23 protein-coding genes and 1 riboswitch are annotated in these 17,812 nt (G+C 43.6%); of the genes, 15 read left to right on the top strand and 8 right to left on the bottom strand.

Annotated features, from left to right (window positions below):
- Positions 1–17: 17 nt before the first annotated feature.
- The 3 genes from ACVS9P_RS04510 to thiM are packed head-to-tail and all read right to left on the bottom strand — an operon-like array spanning position 18 to position 2,132.
- Positions 18–677 (bottom strand): HAD family hydrolase, encoded by a 660-nt coding sequence (locus tag ACVS9P_RS04510; RefSeq protein ID WP_452104441.1) that lies wholly within the window; start codon positions 675–677, stop codon positions 18–20.
- Entirely contained in the window at positions 674–1,315 is a 642-nt protein-coding gene (gene thiE, locus ACVS9P_RS04505; protein WP_452104440.1) for a thiamine phosphate synthase, read from the bottom strand. The genes ACVS9P_RS04510 and thiE overlap by 4 nt, the downstream gene beginning before the upstream one ends.
- The gene (thiM, locus tag ACVS9P_RS04500; RefSeq protein ID WP_452104439.1) at positions 1,302–2,132 is read right to left on the bottom strand and encodes a hydroxyethylthiazole kinase; all 831 of its coding nucleotides are present in this window, start codon (positions 2,130–2,132) and stop codon (positions 1,302–1,304) included. The genes thiE and thiM overlap by 14 nt, the downstream gene beginning before the upstream one ends.
- A gap of 83 nt (positions 2,133–2,215) precedes the next feature.
- Positions 2,216–2,324: riboswitch (TPP riboswitch) on the bottom strand.
- A 182-nt stretch (positions 2,325–2,506) separates the two neighbouring features.
- Between thiM and ACVS9P_RS04495 the strand changes: the two genes are divergently transcribed.
- The 6 genes from ACVS9P_RS04495 to ACVS9P_RS04470 all read left to right on the top strand — a co-directional run bounded on the left by ACVS9P_RS04495 (position 2,507) and on the right by ACVS9P_RS04470 (position 6,527).
- Positions 2,507–2,896, top strand: coding sequence for a (deoxy)nucleoside triphosphate pyrophosphohydrolase (locus tag ACVS9P_RS04495; protein ID WP_452104438.1), 390 nt, complete (start codon positions 2,507–2,509; stop codon positions 2,894–2,896).
- The gene (locus ACVS9P_RS04490) at positions 2,893–3,609 is read left to right on the top strand and encodes a DNA alkylation repair protein (protein WP_452104437.1); all 717 of its coding nucleotides are present in this window, start codon (positions 2,893–2,895) and stop codon (positions 3,607–3,609) included. The genes ACVS9P_RS04495 and ACVS9P_RS04490 overlap by 4 nt, the downstream gene beginning before the upstream one ends.
- A 1-nt stretch (position 3,610) precedes the next feature.
- Positions 3,611–4,114, top strand: coding sequence for a hypothetical protein (locus ACVS9P_RS04485; RefSeq protein ID WP_452104436.1), 504 nt, complete (start codon positions 3,611–3,613; stop codon positions 4,112–4,114).
- Between the two features lie 137 nt (positions 4,115–4,251).
- The gene (locus ACVS9P_RS04480; protein WP_452104435.1) at positions 4,252–4,710 is read left to right on the top strand and encodes a DUF6465 family protein; all 459 of its coding nucleotides are present in this window, start codon (positions 4,252–4,254) and stop codon (positions 4,708–4,710) included.
- 261 nt (positions 4,711–4,971) lie between these two features.
- Entirely contained in the window at positions 4,972–5,934 is a 963-nt protein-coding gene (locus ACVS9P_RS04475) for a hydroxyacid dehydrogenase (RefSeq protein WP_452104434.1), read from the top strand.
- A 212-nt stretch (positions 5,935–6,146) separates the two neighbouring features.
- Positions 6,147–6,527, top strand: coding sequence for a hypothetical protein (locus tag ACVS9P_RS04470; RefSeq protein WP_452104433.1), 381 nt, complete (start codon positions 6,147–6,149; stop codon positions 6,525–6,527).
- A 117-nt stretch (positions 6,528–6,644) separates the two neighbouring features.
- Here the strand turns inward: ACVS9P_RS04470 and ACVS9P_RS04465 are convergent, their stop codons facing one another.
- The 5 genes from ACVS9P_RS04465 to ACVS9P_RS04445 form a co-directional block, all read right to left on the bottom strand.
- The gene (locus ACVS9P_RS04465; protein WP_452104432.1) at positions 6,645–7,490 is read right to left on the bottom strand and encodes a MetQ/NlpA family ABC transporter substrate-binding protein; all 846 of its coding nucleotides are present in this window, start codon (positions 7,488–7,490) and stop codon (positions 6,645–6,647) included.
- Between the two features lie 60 nt (positions 7,491–7,550).
- Entirely contained in the window at positions 7,551–8,195 is a 645-nt protein-coding gene (locus ACVS9P_RS04460; protein ID WP_452104668.1) for a methionine ABC transporter permease, read from the bottom strand.
- Positions 8,196–8,202: 7 nt separating this feature from the next.
- On the bottom strand, positions 8,203–9,213 hold the full coding sequence (locus tag ACVS9P_RS04455; RefSeq protein WP_452104431.1) for a methionine ABC transporter ATP-binding protein: 1,011 nt from the start codon (positions 9,211–9,213) through the stop codon (positions 8,203–8,205).
- 94 nt (positions 9,214–9,307) lie between these two features.
- Complete coding sequence (gene trmB / locus ACVS9P_RS04450) at positions 9,308–9,961, bottom strand: tRNA (guanosine(46)-N7)-methyltransferase TrmB (protein ID WP_452104430.1); 654 nt, start codon at positions 9,959–9,961, stop codon at positions 9,308–9,310.
- A complete protein-coding gene (locus tag ACVS9P_RS04445) occupies positions 9,958–10,452 on the bottom strand; it encodes a YbaK/EbsC family protein (protein WP_452104429.1) in 495 nt (164 codons plus the stop codon). Before ACVS9P_RS04445 ends, trmB begins: the two co-directional genes overlap by 4 nt.
- Before the next feature lie 255 nt (positions 10,453–10,707).
- Here ACVS9P_RS04445 and ACVS9P_RS04440 point away from each other — a divergent pair, with 255 nt between their 5' ends.
- The 9 genes from ACVS9P_RS04440 to ACVS9P_RS04400 all read left to right on the top strand — a co-directional run bounded on the left by ACVS9P_RS04440 (position 10,708) and on the right by ACVS9P_RS04400 (position 17,746).
- Positions 10,708–11,766, top strand: coding sequence for an FAD:protein FMN transferase (locus ACVS9P_RS04440; RefSeq protein WP_452104428.1), 1,059 nt, complete (start codon positions 10,708–10,710; stop codon positions 11,764–11,766).
- 34 nt (positions 11,767–11,800) lie between these two features.
- The gene (locus ACVS9P_RS04435; protein ID WP_452104427.1) at positions 11,801–12,166 is read left to right on the top strand and encodes a NusG domain II-containing protein; all 366 of its coding nucleotides are present in this window, start codon (positions 11,801–11,803) and stop codon (positions 12,164–12,166) included.
- Positions 12,163–12,684, top strand: a complete 522-nt coding sequence (locus ACVS9P_RS04430; RefSeq protein ID WP_266163140.1) for a Gx transporter family protein — start codon at positions 12,163–12,165, stop codon at positions 12,682–12,684. The genes ACVS9P_RS04435 and ACVS9P_RS04430 overlap by 4 nt, the downstream gene beginning before the upstream one ends.
- A gap of 69 nt (positions 12,685–12,753) precedes the next feature.
- On the top strand, positions 12,754–14,136 hold the full coding sequence (gene rsxC / locus ACVS9P_RS04425; RefSeq protein WP_452104426.1) for an electron transport complex subunit RsxC: 1,383 nt from the start codon (positions 12,754–12,756) through the stop codon (positions 14,134–14,136).
- Complete coding sequence (locus ACVS9P_RS04420) at positions 14,136–15,074, top strand: RnfABCDGE type electron transport complex subunit D (RefSeq protein WP_452104425.1); 939 nt, start codon at positions 14,136–14,138, stop codon at positions 15,072–15,074. Before rsxC ends, ACVS9P_RS04420 begins: the two co-directional genes overlap by 1 nt.
- Positions 15,071–15,646: an RnfABCDGE type electron transport complex subunit G gene (locus ACVS9P_RS04415; RefSeq protein ID WP_452104424.1), complete on the top strand. Its 576-nt coding sequence runs from the start codon at positions 15,071–15,073 to the stop codon at positions 15,644–15,646. The genes ACVS9P_RS04420 and ACVS9P_RS04415 overlap by 4 nt, the downstream gene beginning before the upstream one ends.
- Position 15,647: 1 nt before the next feature.
- On the top strand, positions 15,648–16,340 hold the full coding sequence (gene rsxE / locus ACVS9P_RS04410) for an electron transport complex subunit RsxE (RefSeq protein WP_452104423.1): 693 nt from the start codon (positions 15,648–15,650) through the stop codon (positions 16,338–16,340).
- A complete protein-coding gene (locus tag ACVS9P_RS04405; protein WP_452104422.1) occupies positions 16,340–16,936 on the top strand; it encodes an electron transport complex protein RnfA in 597 nt (198 codons plus the stop codon). Before rsxE ends, ACVS9P_RS04405 begins: the two co-directional genes overlap by 1 nt.
- A gap of 15 nt (positions 16,937–16,951) precedes the next feature.
- Positions 16,952–17,746: an RnfABCDGE type electron transport complex subunit B gene (locus ACVS9P_RS04400; protein WP_452104421.1), complete on the top strand. Its 795-nt coding sequence runs from the start codon at positions 16,952–16,954 to the stop codon at positions 17,744–17,746.
- Positions 17,747–17,812 lie beyond the last annotated feature (66 nt).

The raw sequence follows: 17,812 nt of genomic DNA, 5'->3' as shown, positions 1-17,812 counted from the left end.
CGGTTTGCCGCTATTTATTATTTTAAAGATTTTGCTGCAAATGAATCAAAATCTCTAAAATTTCTGATGTAATAATCGCAAATGCTCTCTAGTTTCTGCTGGTCATCACGGCTTACTTCGTCGTATACGCCCACGGTACAAAACCCCGCCGCTTTTGCTGTTTTAGCGGCATACAGCGCATCTTCAAATACCAGTGTTTCCATAGGAGCGGTCCCGATCTTTTCGGCAGCTTTGAGATAAATATCAGGTCTGTCTTTCCCCGCTCCCGCCTCAGCGTCGGTTATCACAAAGTCAAAGTAGCTTAGGATTCCACAGCGTGAAAGCGCAGCCTCGGCAAGTTTTCGTTCAGTTACAGTCGCCAAAACGAGTTTGATGTTCCTTTCGGTCAGCTGTTTTAAAAATTCCGGTACATTTGCTTTTAGCGCTGCGCTCTTTTGATAAAAATCCCTTACCGTCCCATTGATTCCTTCTATAATTTTCTCAGGAGTAAACGGTAACGAATAAGTACGTTTTAAATATTCTGCTGCCTGCTCCATCGTCATGCAAAATAATTTCTTTCCAAGAGAAGGCTCAGCCTGCACATTAAGCCCTTTTAGATAAATTTCTCCGGCATCATTCCAGAAGGGCATGGTATCAAGCAGCGTCCCGTCCATATCAAAAATCGCTCCGCGTATCATAATTCCAGAGCCTTTCTAACTGCGTTTTTAAGCGTTTTTGTTGCCTCTTCAATATCCGGCTGCGCAAAAATTGCACTGACAACAGCTACCCCATCAATCTGACTGCCCTTAAGTTCTGAAACATTCTGCACGGTGATGCCGCCAATCGCAATCACAGGGATTGATACGGCACTGCAGATCGCCTTAAGTGTTTCATAACTTACATTGTCTGCATCCTTCTTGGTACCGGTAGAAAACACTGCCCCTACCCCTAAGTAATCTGCGCCCTGCTTTTGGGCAAGAATCGCTTCCTCGACCGTCTCTACAGATACTCCGAGAATTTTATCAGGCCCCAATTTCTTTCGTACAATCCCTGCACTCATATCGCTTTGACCAACATGAACTCCATCTGCATGAACCTCAATGGCAAGATCTACATTATCGTCCAATACAAAAGGGACTTTATATTTTTTGCAGAGTTCCTTCATCTCTAATGCCTCTGTGCGAAAATCATCCTCCCTAAGCATCTTTTCCCGAAGCTGCAAAAAGGTTGCCCCGCCTTTTAAGGCCTTTTCCGCCTGACTTAAAAGTGTCTTCCCATTTAGCCATCTGCGGTCTGTTACGGCATACAAAAGCAAACTTGCTTTATCGAATTTCATATTTTGATCCCTCTTCTAATTTTTCTCCTGTCATTTGGCAAACGGCGTCAATAATCCGATTGCGGTAAGTGGAATTTCCATCACTCGGCAGCATATTTTTCCAGCCTATTTCTCCGGCAAGTCCCATCATGCATACTGCCGCTGCCGCTGCATCTAATTTCTGCTCTTTATTTGCCACAAGGAATGCAGTCATCATCCCCGAAAGCTGACAGCCGGTTCCTGTGATACGGCTCATCTCCGGTCTGCCATTACGAATCACATAACAGCCTTTTCCGTCGCTTACTAGGTCAATGGCTCCGGTAACAGCAGCAATACAGCCAAACTGTACAGCAAAAGATTTTACCATCTCTACAGCCGAATCAAGATTTTGTTCCGTTACCGCATCCACGGAATCAGCATCTACGCCCCTTGTCGTGCCATTTCCTAAATACAGTGCTTTGATTTCTGAGATATTGCCCCGCACCGCATCAAAGTGAATCTGCTTCAAAAGCGCCGACGCAGTATTGGTTCTAAGAGTACTGGCACCAGCACCGACTGGGTCCAGAAGGACAATATGTTTCAGCTCATTGGCTTTTTTGCCAGCCAAAAACATCGAGGAAATTGTATTGTGATTCAACGTGCCAATGTTAATGTTTAGCCCTCCACAGATGGAAGTGATTTCTTCAACTTCACCTTCATCATCGGACATAATCGGAGAACCTCCGCAGGCAAGCAGTACATTCGCTACATCATTCACCGTAACATAATTTGTAATATTATGAATAAGCGGAGTGTTTTTTCTGACATTATCAAGCATCGTTTTCATTGTACCGTTCATATAATCTTCCTCTTTCTTAATATATTAGGGAAAAAATGGGCATAAAGAAAAGCAGTACCTGCAAAAAAGGGTACTGCCACATAAAACAATTTTGTACATATCCCTACGTTGGCATTACCCAAATCAGGTTCTAGGGTCAAAGCGAATCTGCTTACTCTCAGCCCACTTTAGTGAGCTCCCCTTTTATTTCGTTAGAATAATAACACATATTTTGTCAAAATACAAGTTTCTCAAAATGCAGTCATTTTTTATCATACAAAATTTACCAAAAATCATGAGGTTTTTCTTTCAAAAGTGAATGGAATCAGTTATAATAATGAAAAAGACAGGATTAAATTTAAGTTTGATTTTCAAAGGATTTCAGGTGTGAAAATATGACCGAAGTTGTCGCCGCACTGATTTGGGACAAAAACCGATTGATGATTTGCCAACGGCCTAAAAATAAAGCACGGGGACTGCTTTGGGAATTTGTCGGTGGAAAAGTAGAGCCGGGAGAAACCAAACCGCAGGCACTCATCCGCGAATGCCGGGAAGAACTTGCAATTACAGTTTCCGTTGGCGAGCAGTTTATGGAAACCACGCATTCCTATCCGGACATAACAATTCATTTGACATTGTTTTCCTGCACCATAAAAGAAGGTACCCCGAAGCTTTTAGAGCATCATGACCTTCGATGGATTACCCCGGATGAAATAACCGGCTTTTCATTCTGCCCGGCAGACCAGCCAATTTTGAAAAGGATCATGGAGGAACCCGAAAAATGAAGATTTCCGAAACCGAAGTACAGTCTGAGCTTTTCAAGATGCAGGATCTAAAATACAGAGACTTTCAGGCAAAGCTAACACCGACCATCAAAAAAGAAACCATCATCGGTGTACGCACCCCTCAGCTTCGAAAATTTGCCGCAACGTTTTCCAAACAGCCGGAGGCTGAAGCGTTTTTGAAAACTCTTCCTCACAAATATTATGAAGAAAACAATCTGCATGGATTTTTGATCGAGCGAATGAAAGACTATGAGTCGTGTATCCGTGCATTGGACGCCTTTCTCCCCTATGTGGACAACTGGGCAACCTGTGACTTGATGACTCCTAAAATTTTTCAAAAACATTTGACGGAATTGCTCTCTCAGATCAAAAAATGGATTCAATCAGACCAAACTTATACAATTCGTTTCGGAATTGAAATGCTGATGTGCTTTTATTTAGATGACAAATTTCAGCCGGAATATCTTGAATTGCCGGCTAAAATAAAGTCGCAGGAATATTATGTAAACATGATGATTGCATGGTATTTTGCAACTGCACTTGCAAAGCAGTACAAAGCGACCCTTCCCTATCTTGAGCAGTACAAGCTGGAACCATGGACACATAACAAGGCAATTCAAAAAGCAGTTGAGAGTTACCGAATCACAGATGAGCAGAAAGCTTATCTGCGAACGTTGAAAATAAAGCTGCCTAAAAAATCAGGAGGAATTTAAGATGGATGCAATTGTGTATACCTCGAACTCTGGATTTACAAAAGAATATGCTGAAATGATGAGCCAAAAAACCGGTCTTCCGGTATTTTCACTCACAGAAGCCAAAGGCGCACTAAAATCCGGCGCCGAGATTCTCTATTTCGGCTGGCTGATGGCAGGTTCGGTCAAAGGCTATTCAGAGGCCCGCCAAAAATATAAAATTCGTGCTGTGTGTGCAGTCGGAATGGCAAAAAGCGGTTCGCAGATGGATGATGTTAAAAAGCATAACCATCTTCCCGAAACGTTGCCGCTCTTTACTCTGCAAGGTGGATTTGATTTAAATCGTCTGCATGGCATTTATAAATTTATGATGAATGCCATGACAAAAGGGGTTGGGAAAAAGCTTTCTGCCAAACAGAATAAAACGCCTGATGAAGAGGATATGCTTGATTTGATGCTGCACGGCGGTGACCGAGTTAGCTTAGAAAATCTGACTCCGGTCCTAAATTGGTACCAATCGATCTAAATTCCTTCCAATTTCTGCACTTTTTCATATTTTTATAAACTTTTAAAATAATATCTCAATGAAAAGAACAAACTGATACTGAAACTCTTTCTCAAATCACAAAAATCTCTAGAAAAATACAGAAAGGAATGATTCTTATGAACAATAGTAAAATTAAATCCGCAGTAAAGGCAGCAAAAGATGATACCGTAAAAGCAATCAACGAGGTATCTAAAAACATCTCAAAAGCAACCGAGCCAACCGTCGCTTCCGTAAAGGAAGGTATTTCTGAGATACAGGATAAGATGCAGCCAACTGCACAAAAAGCAAAAGAAGCCGCACAAAAAGCGATTGAAAAGACAGAACCTGCGCTCAACGTTGCTAAAGAGACGATCAGCAAAGCAAAAAAGCAAGCTACTGCTGCTTTGGCCCCAGAAGTCTATGTGGAATTTGGAACTACACAATATACCTGCACCGATATAATTGCTCGCTGTAAAAATGATTTTAAATCGAAGCATAAAGGAGCCATTCGTTCCTGTAAAATTTATATTAAGCCGGCAGACAGAATTGCTTATTATGTGATTAATAAAATTGAAGATAAGATTGATCTTTGCTAATATTTACCAATTTTGAAGCATTTCCTAAGATTTGGAAATTGCTTGACTTTTTACTCTTAAATGCGTTATAATTTTTTTACACAGAAAATCATATTGATTGGAATTGTCGAAATTTTGTTTTGATTTTTCATTAATTTAATATTTCTAAAAAATTCGTATAAGATTCCGTCAGTTTGTGTACTTTTCTGTATTTTATTGATTAGGATAGATTATAATGTTTTAATTAGGAATAAAAATATTTTTCAGGAGGATTGTAGTATTATGAAGTACAAGGTTCTTTCTCTGAAGGCCATGGATCCCATCGGCCACAAAATGATGGAGGATGCTGACTGTGAAGTTATCACTGCTCCAGATGGCTCTAAAACAGAAGACTTTATCAAACTGATTAAAGAAAATCAGGTAGACGCGATTTACTGCCGCGTTGATAAAGTGACCAAAGAGATGATCGATGCTTCTAAAAATCTGAAGGTCATTTCAAAGCAGGGTGTCGGTCTGGACAACATCGACATGGAATATGCTTCCAGCAAAAAGATTCCGGTAGGCTGGGCTCCTGGCGGAAATGCCACTTCTGTTGCAGAGCATACAATTCTGATGATGATGATGTGTGCTGTTCGTTATCGCCATGTTGATTCCGAGATGCGCAAAGGTAACTTCAACGTTCGCTATACTTTGAAGGGCACTTGGGAGCTTACCGGTCAAACTCTTGGCCTTCTCGGCTGCGGTCGTATTGGTCAGATCGTTGCAAAGATTGCAAGTCAAGGCTTTGGCATGAAAGTAATCGGATATGATCCGTTCCCGCCGAAGGCTCCGTTGGTTCCAATTGAAATGATGAGCCAGGATGAAGTATTGAAACAAGCTGATTTTGTCAGCCTGCATATGCCTTCTATGCCCTCTACTGTTCATAGCATCAACTATGACAAATTCTGCATGATGAAGCCTTCCGCTTTCTTCATCAACTGCGCACGCGGTGATGTCATTGTAGAAGATGATTTGGTCCGTGCTCTGCAAGAAAAGAAGATTGCCGGAGCTGGCATTGATGTTTTCGAAAAAGAGCCACTGCCACTTAATGATCCGCTGGTAACACTTGATAACGTTGTTCTTACCCCCCATACTTCTGCTACTACCATTCAGAGTGTTCGCAAGTGCACTACGATGGCCTGCCAGTGCATTATTGATGCTTTGAACGGCAAAATTCCAGTAAGCTATCAGGCAAATAAATTCTAAGATTTTCATCTGGAACGATTGCACTGCTTTTAAAGAAACATAACAAAAAGGACTTAAAACGATTTTTGATGACCGTTTTGAGTCCTTTTTAATTTATCTCATTTTAATATGATCATTTCCGTTTATGAAAAATATGGAATATCATGTTGAAGTTTTCCTAATTAGGGGCTAAAATGATCTTAGACTTTATAAATGGAAAGAAGAGTTATTTTATGAAAACCGCTAAATTAACGATTGGCATCATTTCTATTGTTCTGTCCTTGGTCATCTTTTTTCAGAGCTGTGCAGCAGGAGTTGGGTCTGCACTCGCTACGGGAGGAACCGATACAAGCGGAGGAAATGGAATGCTGCTTGGTATTTTATTGATTGTTGCCGGAATTGTTACCATTGCCGCAAAAAATTCTAAAGGCGGAGCGGTTGCTTCAACGATACTGTACGCAATCGGAGGAATTGTTGCTTTGGCCGGCGCTGCTGGAATGTATAAAGATTTAACCATCTGGGGAGTTTTATCTCTCATTTTTGCTGTAGTCTGTGCTGTTTCTATTGTAAAACAAGACTTTGGTAACAATGGAAATTATACACCCAGTCACTAATCAATTATTAACTAATAAAAAAGCACTCTTTATATGATCCGGCAGGTAACCGTTTCATACAAAGAGTGCTTTTTATTTTATAAATCTTTTTGGCTCATCATTGACAGTTCGTAAAAATTATTTTGTTACCGGGACAACGCCGCCGCCAAACGTATCTTTGATATACTGCTGCGTTTCTTCACTGGTCAGCGCCGCATAAAGCGCCTTCAAATCCTCACGGTTTTCGTCTCCCTCACGCACGGCCAAAACATTCGCATAATCCGTAACTGCAACAGAGTTATCGTTTTCCATTGCAAGTGCATCAGAAGTTTTTAAACCGTTCTGAATCGCATAGTTGCCGTTGATCACTGCAATATCGACATCAGGAAGCGTTTTCGGAAGCTGAGCTGCTTCGATTTCCTGAATATTCAGATTCTTCGGGTTCTCTGCAATATCAACTTTCGTAGCATTAATTCCTGCCCCATCTTTCAGCTTCAGCAATCCGTTTGCCTGCAGCAAGAGCAGTGCGCGCGCCTCATTCGTTGTATCATTCGGGACCGCTACCGCAGCTCCGTCTTTCAGATCACTCAGAGATTTCGTCTTTCCGGCATAAATTCCGAATGGCTCATAATGCACAGCTCCCATGGAAACGAGATTCGTTCCATGCTCTGTATTAAAGTTTTTAAGGTAAGTGATATGCTGAAAATAGTTGGCATCCAGTTCTTTTTCCTGCAGATACGTATTCGGAAGAATGTAGTCGGTCAGCTCTACAACTTCCAGGGTATAGCCCTCTTTTTCGAGCTGCGGAGCAACTGCTTTGCGCAAAATATCCGCATGAGGAGTCGGTGAAGCACCAACCTTAATCGTTCCTTTAGAAGCAGCGGTACTTCCGGCAGCCGAAGAAGTTCCCGTACTGCTGCCGCATGCAGTCAGAGAAGTCAGCAGTAAAGCCGACGCCAAAACAAAAGATAAAAGTTTTTTCATATTTTTCCCTCCAAAATTCAGCTTTAAAACATTTTGAAATTTATCTGTCCAGAAAACGAATTATTCTTTCCGTTTATCTAAGACACGTGCAAGTTTCATTCCGATAGACTGGAATACCTGTACAATCACAACCAAAAGAATCACGGTAATAATCATAATGTCCGTTTGACCACGCTGATATCCATAATTAATTGCAACTGTTCCTAATCCTCCGCCGCCAACAAATCCGGCCATTGCAGAGTAGCCAAGAATCGTTGCTGCAGCAATCGCAGCATTGACAATCAGGCTGGGACGCGCTTCTGGAAGCATCACCTTATAAATAATCTGAAAGGTTCCAGCTCCCATTGACTGAGCAGCTTCAATAATTCCGCGGTCCACTTCCTGAATCGAACTTTCTACCAAGCGGGCTACAAACGGCGCTGCCGAAACTACCAGCGACACAATCGTTGCTTTTGTTCCAATCGTTGTCCCGACGACCATTCGTGTAAACGGCATAATTGTTACCAAAAGGATCAAGAACGGCACGCTTCTTGTGATATTAACAATAACATCTAAAACCTTATATACCACAAGATTCGGACGGATACCGTCCTTCGCAGTTACCACCAGCAAGATTCCCATTGGAAGGCCAAGTACATAAGCAAAGACGGTCCCGAAAATCATCATCTGAAAAGATTCTCCCACACTTTGCAGCAGAACCGACATCATTTGATTATCCACGGTCACTCACCTCCTCTACAGTCAACCCCCGCGCCTTGATAAATTCGATCATCTTATCCGCAAGCTCCGGGTCATCCGGCAGCTGAAGCAGCATCTGCCCCATTGCCGTTCCGCCGACATCCTTTGTATCCGCATGCATAATATTGACCGGCATTCGAAAATGAAGAACCAATTCCGCAACAACTGGCTCCGAAGAAGAAATCCCATCAAATACCATGCGGATCTTACGGGTTCCTACCCCTTTCCCAGAGCTGACCGTTTCCGGAAACACTAGGCGGCGTGCTGCTTCTGTTTTTGGATTGCGAAAAATCTCCTGTACTTCTCCACATTCAGCGATCTTGCTGTCACTGATAATCGCCACACGATTACAAATTTCCTCAATCACGCTCATCTGATGCGTAATGATTACGATCGTAATTCCAAGACGGGTATTGATCTCTTTTAACAGTTTCAAAATGCTGACCGTTGTCGTAGGATCAAGTGCAGAAGTTGCCTCATCACAAAGCAAAACTTTTGGCTCCAACGCAAGCGCTCTGGCAATTGCAACACGCTGCTTTTGTCCGCCGGAAAGCTGATTCGGATAACTTTTAGCACGGTCGGAAAGCCCTACCAATTCCAAAAGTTCCGCCGCTCTTTTTTTCGTTTTTTCTTTCGAAACGCCGGCAATCTCCAGTGGAAAACAAATGTTTTGCTCTGCTGTACGCTGCATCAGCAAATTGAACTGCTGAAAAATCATACTCATAGACTGCCTTGCTTTGCGCAGCTCACTCTCATTCATGGCTGCCATATCTTGACCGTCAAAAATCACTTTGCCGGAAGTCGGCCGCTCCAGCATATTGATACATCGCACCAACGTGCTTTTTCCGGCACCGCTCATTCCGATAATTCCAAAAATTTCACCCTTTTGAATTTGAAGGTCAATGTTCTGTAGTGCATGTACGGATCCCACTTTGGTCTCATATGTTTTGGAAAGCGACTCGATCTGAATCATTGTTTCGCTCATTCCTGTGTTCTCCTCTTCTTGAGGTTAATCCCCATAATATACTACTAAGCAGATATGTATTGTATGATTATTATAATCATGCTTTTTCATTCTGTCAAGCTTTTCTTCGCGCCTTTAATGCTTTAATCGGAATTTTCTTCTGCATAAACATTTCTTCATGCTCTGTCAAAACATTTTCGGGACAGTTTTCTGCATGAAGATCATACGTATGCTCATAGATTTCGAATCCCGCCTCCCTAAAATAGTCGAGAGAATCTTTAAAAAGTGCATCGTCGTCCGTTTTGAAAAAGATTTCTCCATTCGGGCTGAGAATCGTTTTATAAAGTTCCAACTGTCTAGGGTGCGTCAAGCGCCGTTTATGATGACGAGGGCGCGGCCATGGATTGCAAAAATTAATATAAATTCGCTCTACTCGATCCTGAGGCCCCATAATATCAGGCAGCCGCTCGATATCATACGCCGTCAACACAACATTTGAAATGGGACGATCCCCAAAAGCTTCTTCAATTTTCCGCTTACCGGGCGCCAGCACCGCATCTTTCATATCGATTCCCAAAAAATTGATCTCAGGGTGAGAAGGGGCCATTCCCGCAAGAAACCAGCCTTTGCCGCAGCCCAATTCCAAATGAAGCGGTTGACGCACGGGAAACCATTCAAGCCAATGACTTTTGAGGGAAAACGGATCTCTCAAAAAGAACGGGCATGCATTTAGTTCCGGAGTTGCCCATGGCTTTGCACGCATTCTCATGTTCTTTGTTCCTCCCCATTTTTACAAACATCTACCCAACCGCAGTATTTCGAAACAGTTTCCAGTTCTTCACAGGTCAATTTGACCGCCGAATTGGAAGTTCCCGCTGCAGGATAAATCGTCTCAAAGCGGCGAAGAGACTGATCGAGATAAACTTTTGCGCACGGCGGATATAAGAAAGGGCAAACCCCTCCGATCGGGTGACCCGTCAGCGGCTCTACCTGTGATGCTAAAAGCATCTTTGCTTTCATCCCGAACGTTTCCTTAAATTTATGGTTTTCTATCTTACAGTCACCAGAAGTTACAATTAAAATACACCCATATCCATCCCGTGCCACAAAAGAGATGGTCTTTGCAATCTGTGCTGGAATTACCCCAACCGCTTTTGCTGCCAGCTCAACCGTTGCGCTGGAAGTATCAAATTCCATCACGCGTTCTCCTAATCCATAAGAAGAAAGATATTCCTTTACTTGTTTGGCGGCTTCCTCCATATTCTTCCTCTTTTCCAACTGTTTTATTAATTAGTATAACATACCGAATTAAGATTAGAAGACAAGCCTTTTCATTTTTAAATGTTTTCAGCAAAACATCCAAAAACAATTAATGCTTTTGTGCAATCTAGTTTAATAATACAATGTTTTTCCCCATTTGTTAAAGATTGCGTGAATGAATTATGAATGAAAAAACTAGACATTTGGACGAATCGTGCTATAATAGAAAACGTCTGCAAAGGTATGGAGGTAAGAATGACAAAGAAGAAAAAAATCACAATTTCCCTCTGTGCGGTTCTCGCTGTAATTGCCGCAGTCCTTATTTATCTGTGGGTTAATTACGGCTACCGGACACAAAGTCAAGAATCCACAAGCTGGGCAATGGGTACTTATGTTCAGCAAGTTGTTTATGGCAAAAATGCGCAAGCCGCTTTAACAACTGGTTCTCAGGCGGTTACCGATTTAGAGGACAAAATCTCCTGGCGAGTGGATGACAGCGACGTTTCTCGTTTAAATGCTGCTGCTGGCTCTACATGGGAAAAGATCGACCCCAAAACCCTTTCTATTCTGAAAGTCAGCTTGGATGTTGCTCAGAAAAGCAATGGGCTTTTTGATCCGACCATTCTGCCGATCACTTCTCTCTGGAATTTTGGCGGCAGCAATCAGCGGGTTCCCTCTCAAGATGAACTGCAAAAATTTCTGCCTTACGTCAATTACCAAGATCTCAGAATCAATGAAGCCGACAGCACTGCTTCCCTTAAGAAGCACTATGAAGGCATTGATTTGGGATCCATCGGAAAAGGCGCCGCTTGTGATGATGTTGTCGCAGCCTATCAAAATGCTGGAATTGATGCCGGCATTGTAGCGGTCGGCGGCAGTATTGGGCTCTATGGGAAAAAGCCCGGAAACTCCAACTGGAGCGTTGCAATTCGTGATCCCAAAACCGAAGACGGAAATGCAGGCAGCATCGGTACCATCGGTATGGAAGGTGGACAGTTTGTCTCCACCTCAGGCACTTACGAAAAAGAATTCACGCAGGACGGTAAAACCTACCATCACCTACTGAATCCTAAAAACGGAATGCCAGAAGACAATGGACTTGTTTCTGTTTCTGTTGTCTGTGACAATGGTGCTTTAAGTGACGCACTTTCCACCGCCTGTTTTGTTCTCGGTTTGGACGATGGGATGAAGCTTGCCGAAAGTTATCAGGCCGGAACTGTCTTTGTGGATCAAAACGGCAAAGTAACTGTCAGCAGTGATCTCAAAGGCAAATTTCAGCTGACGAATACTTCCGACTATTCGATGGCAAGTTGACCGCAAACTCATTTTTCAGATTAGGTGTTTCCACATGTTTAAGAAAAAAGATTTATTATTGATTATTCCTTTCTTAATTCTTGGCGTTTGTTTGCTCTTTTGGACTCAAAAAAGCCATGATGCAGGAATCGCAGTGATAGAAGAAAATGGAAGTGAAATTGCCCGCTATGATCTTGCAACACAAACGCAGACAGAAGTAATTGACATTGGTGGCGACTATCATGTAAAACTTCTTCTAGAACCCGGAAAGATTTCTTTTCAAAGCAGTGATTGTCCTGATCAGATCTGTGTACGAACCGGAAAGATTTCCAGCCCAGGTCAAGTGGCTGTCTGTCTTCCGGCAAAGGTCGTTGTTCGGATCATTGGAAAGAATAGTCAAGTGGATGGTATGACCGGATGAAAGATTTAAATAATATCTCTAAAAACACGAAAGACGTTGCTTTTATTGGATTGTTGGGGGCTTTGGCACTTGTGCTTTCCGGTTTGGAATCTTTGATTCCCCCTATCCCCATGCTCCCGCCAGGAGCAAAATTGGGGCTGTCCAATATTGTTACGATGTATGCGGCCGGCTCGGTCGGCCTAATCCCGGCACTCTGTATTGCTCTTTTAAAAGGTCTCTTTGCCGGAATGACCCGCGGATCGGTTGCTCTGATGATGAGCACCGCCGGCGGTCTTGCCAGTACTTTTGTTATCTGGCTTCTTCTTCGTATAAAATCTCAGCCGTTTGGCTATATCGGTCTCGGTGTAGCCGGTGCTCTTACTCATAACGGTGCCCAACTTTGCGTTGCCGCACTTTTGACAACTCCGGCTGTGGTTTTTTATATTCCCTGGTTGATTCTATTTGGAATTGGGACCGGTATCATAACCGGTCTGGTCCTTAGAATCATCCTTCCGATCCTTGGGCGGATCCATACCTAAATATGTAGGTATGCAATTTATGTGACCTTATTTTTTATAATAAATAAGGAAAGTATTGGAGGCAGAAACATGGAATTGAACTTTCCCTCGACGCCATTTAAAACACATGGCGGTGCTGCAGTTCCTCATCGCAAGAACACAGCACAAAAGCAATCCGTTTCCATGCCGGCACCTTCACAAGTCGTAATCCCTATGTCCATGCATGTGGGTGCGCCTTGTGTTCCGCTGGTAAAAACGGGTGACCTCGTCACGGTGGGACAAAAGATCGCCGAAAGTCCTGCTTTTGTCAGTGCACCGATCCACGCAACCGTTTCAGGCAAAGTGAGTGGTATCAAAAAGGTAATGCTGCCAGGCGGCAATTATACCGATGCCATCGTTATTGACTCGGATGGTGAAATGACCGTATCACCGGATGTAAAACCTCCGGTGGTCAATAGTTTGCAGGATTTTCTCTCTGCTTTAAAAGAGAGTGGTCTGGTCGGTTTAGGCGGTGCGGGTTTTCCTGCACATGTTAAGTTGAATGTGCCCAAAGATAAAAAAGTGGACACTCTGATCATCAACTGTGCAGAATGTGAGCCCTACCTGACACCAGATAACCGAGAGGCTGTGGAAAACACCGCCTCTGTGGTAGAAGGCGCCGGTATCGTCAAAAAATGGCTGGGACTGGAGCGCTGCATTATCGCTATCGAAAACAATAAACCGGATGCGATTGCAGCAATTAAAAAAGAACTCGAAGACAAAGAAAAAAGTCAGAATGATACCATTCGCGTTCTCCCCCTGCATGCTACTTACCCGCAGGGCGCCGAGAAAGTTCTGATCAAGGCCTGCACAGACCGAGAAGTCGGTATGGGCAAACTGCCTGCAGATGCCGGATGTATCGTTATGAATATTACTTCCTGCGCTTTCGTCGCCGATTATATGAGAACCGGCATGCCGCTCATTAAAAAGCGTCTGACCGTCGATGGTTCTGCAATTAAAGAGCCAATGAACGTAGTGGTTCCGATCGGGACAAGAATTTCTGATGTGATTGCTTTTGTCGGCACGAAAGCAGAACCCCGCAAAATCTTAATGGGCGGCCCTATGATGGGTATGGCTGTTCCAAGTATGGAAGTCCCCATTTTGAAGCAAAACAACGGTCTCCTTTGCTTTGATGAAAAAGACGCCCATATGCTGGAACCTACGGCTTGCATTCGCTGCGGACGCTGTGTTCACGGTTGCCCGATGGATTTGATGCCTGCTCGTCTTGAGACTTTCTCTAAAGTAAAAGATGTTGATCAGCTGATCGAATTTGATGTAATGAACTGTATGGAATGTGGTACTTGCGCCTTTAATTGTCCGGCTCATCGTCCGCTTGTTCAGGCAATCCGCCTCGGCAAAGGACTTGTTCGTGCAAAACAGGCTGCTGATAAAGCTAAGGCCCAAAAAGCAAAAGAAGCGGAGGGGAACAAATAATGGCAGAAAAACTAATTGTATCTTCGTCCCCGCATATTAAAGCCGGCATTACTACCCGCAAAATTATGCTGGACGTTATTATTGCTTTGATTCCTGCATGTATTGCCTCCATCATTTATTTTGGATGGCAGTCAGCGATGCTCCTTGTGGTATCTGTTGTCACCTGTGTGGTTGCTGAATACATATCCCGCAAGGTTATGAAACGCGACAATACGATTGGTGATCTTTCGGCTGTCGTTACCGGCCTTCTGATTGCAATGAATGTCCCCAGCAGCTTAAACCCCTTTATGATGATGCTGGGCGATGTTGCTGCAATCGTTGTCGTCAAGCAGATGTTTGGCGGCATTGGTCAGAACTTCGTCAACCCTGCCCTGATCGGTCGTATCGTTTTGATGAACTCCTTCCCTGGCCCCATGAGCAGCTGGACTATGACAAGCCAGGCAATCGATGGTGCCACCACTGCAACTCCTCTGGGAATTGTTAAGATGGGACTTTCCGATCCGCTTCCGAGCTATCTGCAGATGTTCCTCGGCAACCGCGGGGGCTGCCTCGGTGAAACCTGCGGTCTTGCACTTCTGATCGGTTTTGCTTATCTGCTGATCCGCAAAGTGATTTCCCCGGTTATTCCTCTCTGCTATATCGGCACTGCTGCTTTAATGTCCGCACTTCTCGGCAGAGATGTTTTGTTTGATATCTTGGCAGGCGGCCTGCTGCTTGGTGCTATCTTTATGGCAACCGATTACACCACCAGCCCAATCACCATAAAAGGCAAAGTGATTTATGCAATTGGCTGCGGTGTTCTCACGATCCTAATTCGTAAATTTGGTGCTTTGCCGGAAGGTGTCTCCTATTCCATTATTATCATGAATCTTCTCGTCCCGCTGATTGAACGCGGAACACGCCCGAGAACATTTGGAAAGGAGCGTGCAAAGAAATGAAACTGAATCCAAAGGATATTTTAAAGCCAACTCTGGTTCTTTTCGTAATTTGTTTAGTCGTTACCGGCGGACTTGCCTTTACGAATAAAGCAACAAAAGATCAGGTTGCACTGATCAACAAGCAAACGGAAGCCGACACTCAAAAGCGTGTTCTTTCCACTGCTGACTCATTTGGCGCCAAACAATCTTTTGGCGACGGAAACGAAAACAACTATGTTGTAGCAAAACAAGGCAGCGAAGTTGTTGGTTACGTCTTCACGACTTCCAGCAAATCTTATGGCGGTGCTATTAAGGTGATGACCGGAATCGATAAGACTGGAAAAGTCACTGGTGTTGAACTGCTTTCTACCAACGACACTCCCGGTCTGGGCTTAAATGCTCAAAAATCAGAATTCCGTGATCAATACAAAAAAGCAATTCCTTCTTCTGGTGAATTTACGGTAACAAAATCCGGCGAAAAAGGCGACGATAAAATCAATGCTTTAACCGGTGCTACAATTACCAGTAAAGCAGTCACCTCCGCCGTAAATGATGCAATTAAGGAATTTAACACTGTGAAGGGGGGCGCTTGAGATGGAAGAAAAGAAAAGTCTTTGGCAAGAATTTACAAAAGGCCTCATTCGTGAAAATCCAGTTTTGCGTCTTGTCCTCGGGTGCTGCGCAACGTTGGCACTTTCAACCAGCGCAAGCAATGCAATCGGTATGGGGCTTGCCACAACTTTTGTTCTTATTTGTTCCAACTTTGTAATTTCTTTGCTTCGAAATATTATTCCGGATACGGTTCGTATCCCCTGCTACATTGTTTTGATTGCAGGTTTTGTTTCTTTTGTACAGATGCTGATTGAAGCCTATTCTCCGGCTCTGAAAGCTGCAATGGGCATTTATCTGCCTCTTATCGTTGTAAACTGTATTATCCTTGGCCGTGCAGAAGGCTTTGCAAATAAGCATAAAGTATTGCCTTCCATCTTTGATGGTCTTGGAATGGGACTCGGTTTTACACTGACTCTGTTCGTTATGGGCTGCATCCGTGAGCTGATCGGTTCCGGCACAATTCTTGGATTCCAGATTATGCCCGCTTCTTATCCTGGAATTATTTTGTTCCTTTTGCCTCCCGGCGGCTTCTTCGTCTTCGGTATTTTGATGGCAATTACCAACAAAATTGCAGAGGGCAAAGGCGAGCCTGTTTCTGAACTTGGCTGCGATCACTGCCCAATGGCAGGTTGCTGCTCAATATCGGCTCAAAAAGAGAAGGGAGCTGACAAATAATGGATTTTAAATCATTACTCGCCATCTTTTTGGCAGCTATCCTGACTGAAAACTATATTCTAAATAAGTTTCTTGGTATCTGCCCGTTTTTAGGTGTTTCCAAAAAGTTGGATACTGCTACTGGTATGAGTGTGGCCGTTATCTTTGTTATGGTCATCTCTACTGCAGTTACCTATCCGATTTACACTTATGTGCTAGTTCCGAACGGCCTATCTTACTTACAGACCGTGCTTTTCATTTTGATTATCGCTGCGTTGGTTCAGTTTATTGAAACTGTTCTGAAAAAGTACATTCCTACTCTTTATCGGGCTTTAGGAATCTATTTGCCTTTGATCACTACTAACTGCGCAGTACTCGGTATTACCATGCTGGTAATTGATAAGGGTGAAAATTATATTGAAGCGCTGGTCAATGCACTTGGTTCCGGTGTCGGATTCCTTGTTGCAATGGTAATTTTTGCAGGTATTCGCGAGCGCCTAGAGCACAATGATATTCCAAAATTTCTCAGGGGGCTTCCGATCACTTTGGTCGCAGCTTCTCTAACAGCTGTCTCTTTCCTTGGATTCCAAGGCTTAGTTGATGGCATGCTGCGTTAAGGAGGGCTAAAAACGATGAATGAAATTACATTCCCAATTGTTTTAGTCGCCGGAATCGGTATTTTGTGCGGTGTCGTTTTGGCAATCGCTTCTATCATTATGGCCGTTCCCAAAGACGAAAAAGAGATTGAAATTCGCGACGTTCTGCCCGGTGCAAACTGCGGTGCCTGCGGATTTTCCGGTTGCGACGGTTATGCTGCCGCTTTAGCAAAAGGGGAAGCACAACCTGGACTTTGCGCCCCTGGCGGCGCTGCTGTTGCAGCAGCTACAGCCAAAATTCTCGGCGGCAGTGCTGGTACTGTAGAAGAAAAAGTAGCTGTCGTCCACTGCCTCGGAAGCAACGACAACACACAGAACAAAGTTGTTTATGAAGGAATTGAATCCTGTGCAGCTGCTAATATTGTTGCGGGCGGCGTTGCTGACTGCGAATATGGATGCATGGGAATCGGCGACTGCGTAAAAGCCTGCCAATATGATGCCATTGAGGTTTGTAACGGTGTTGCCCGTGTTGATCCTATCCGTTGCAAAGGCTGTACCATGTGTGTAAAAGCATGCCCGAAGCATCTGATCGATATGGTTCCTAAAAAGAAGCAGGCCGTTAACTTTTGCCAGAACTGTGACAAAGGTCCAATGGTCATGAAAGTCTGCAAAGTGGGTTGTATTGGCTGCATGAAATGCGTTAAAACATGCCCACAAGGAGCAATTAAAGTCGATAAATTCCATGCGATTGTCGATCCTTCCAAATGTATTGGCTGTGGTGCCTGTATTGAAGTTTGTCCTCGACATTGCTTAAAGATGATGGATGTTTGATTCTTTCTTGATTTTATAAAAAGGCCGTTTGGAAATTTTTCCAAACGGTTTTTTGTTATTTAAAAA

The sequence above is a fragment of the Caproicibacterium sp. NSD3 genome (assembly GCF_053613275.1).
The sequence above is the reverse complement of the archived record's forward strand: the minus strand, read 5'-3'. Positions and strand labels throughout refer to the sequence as shown.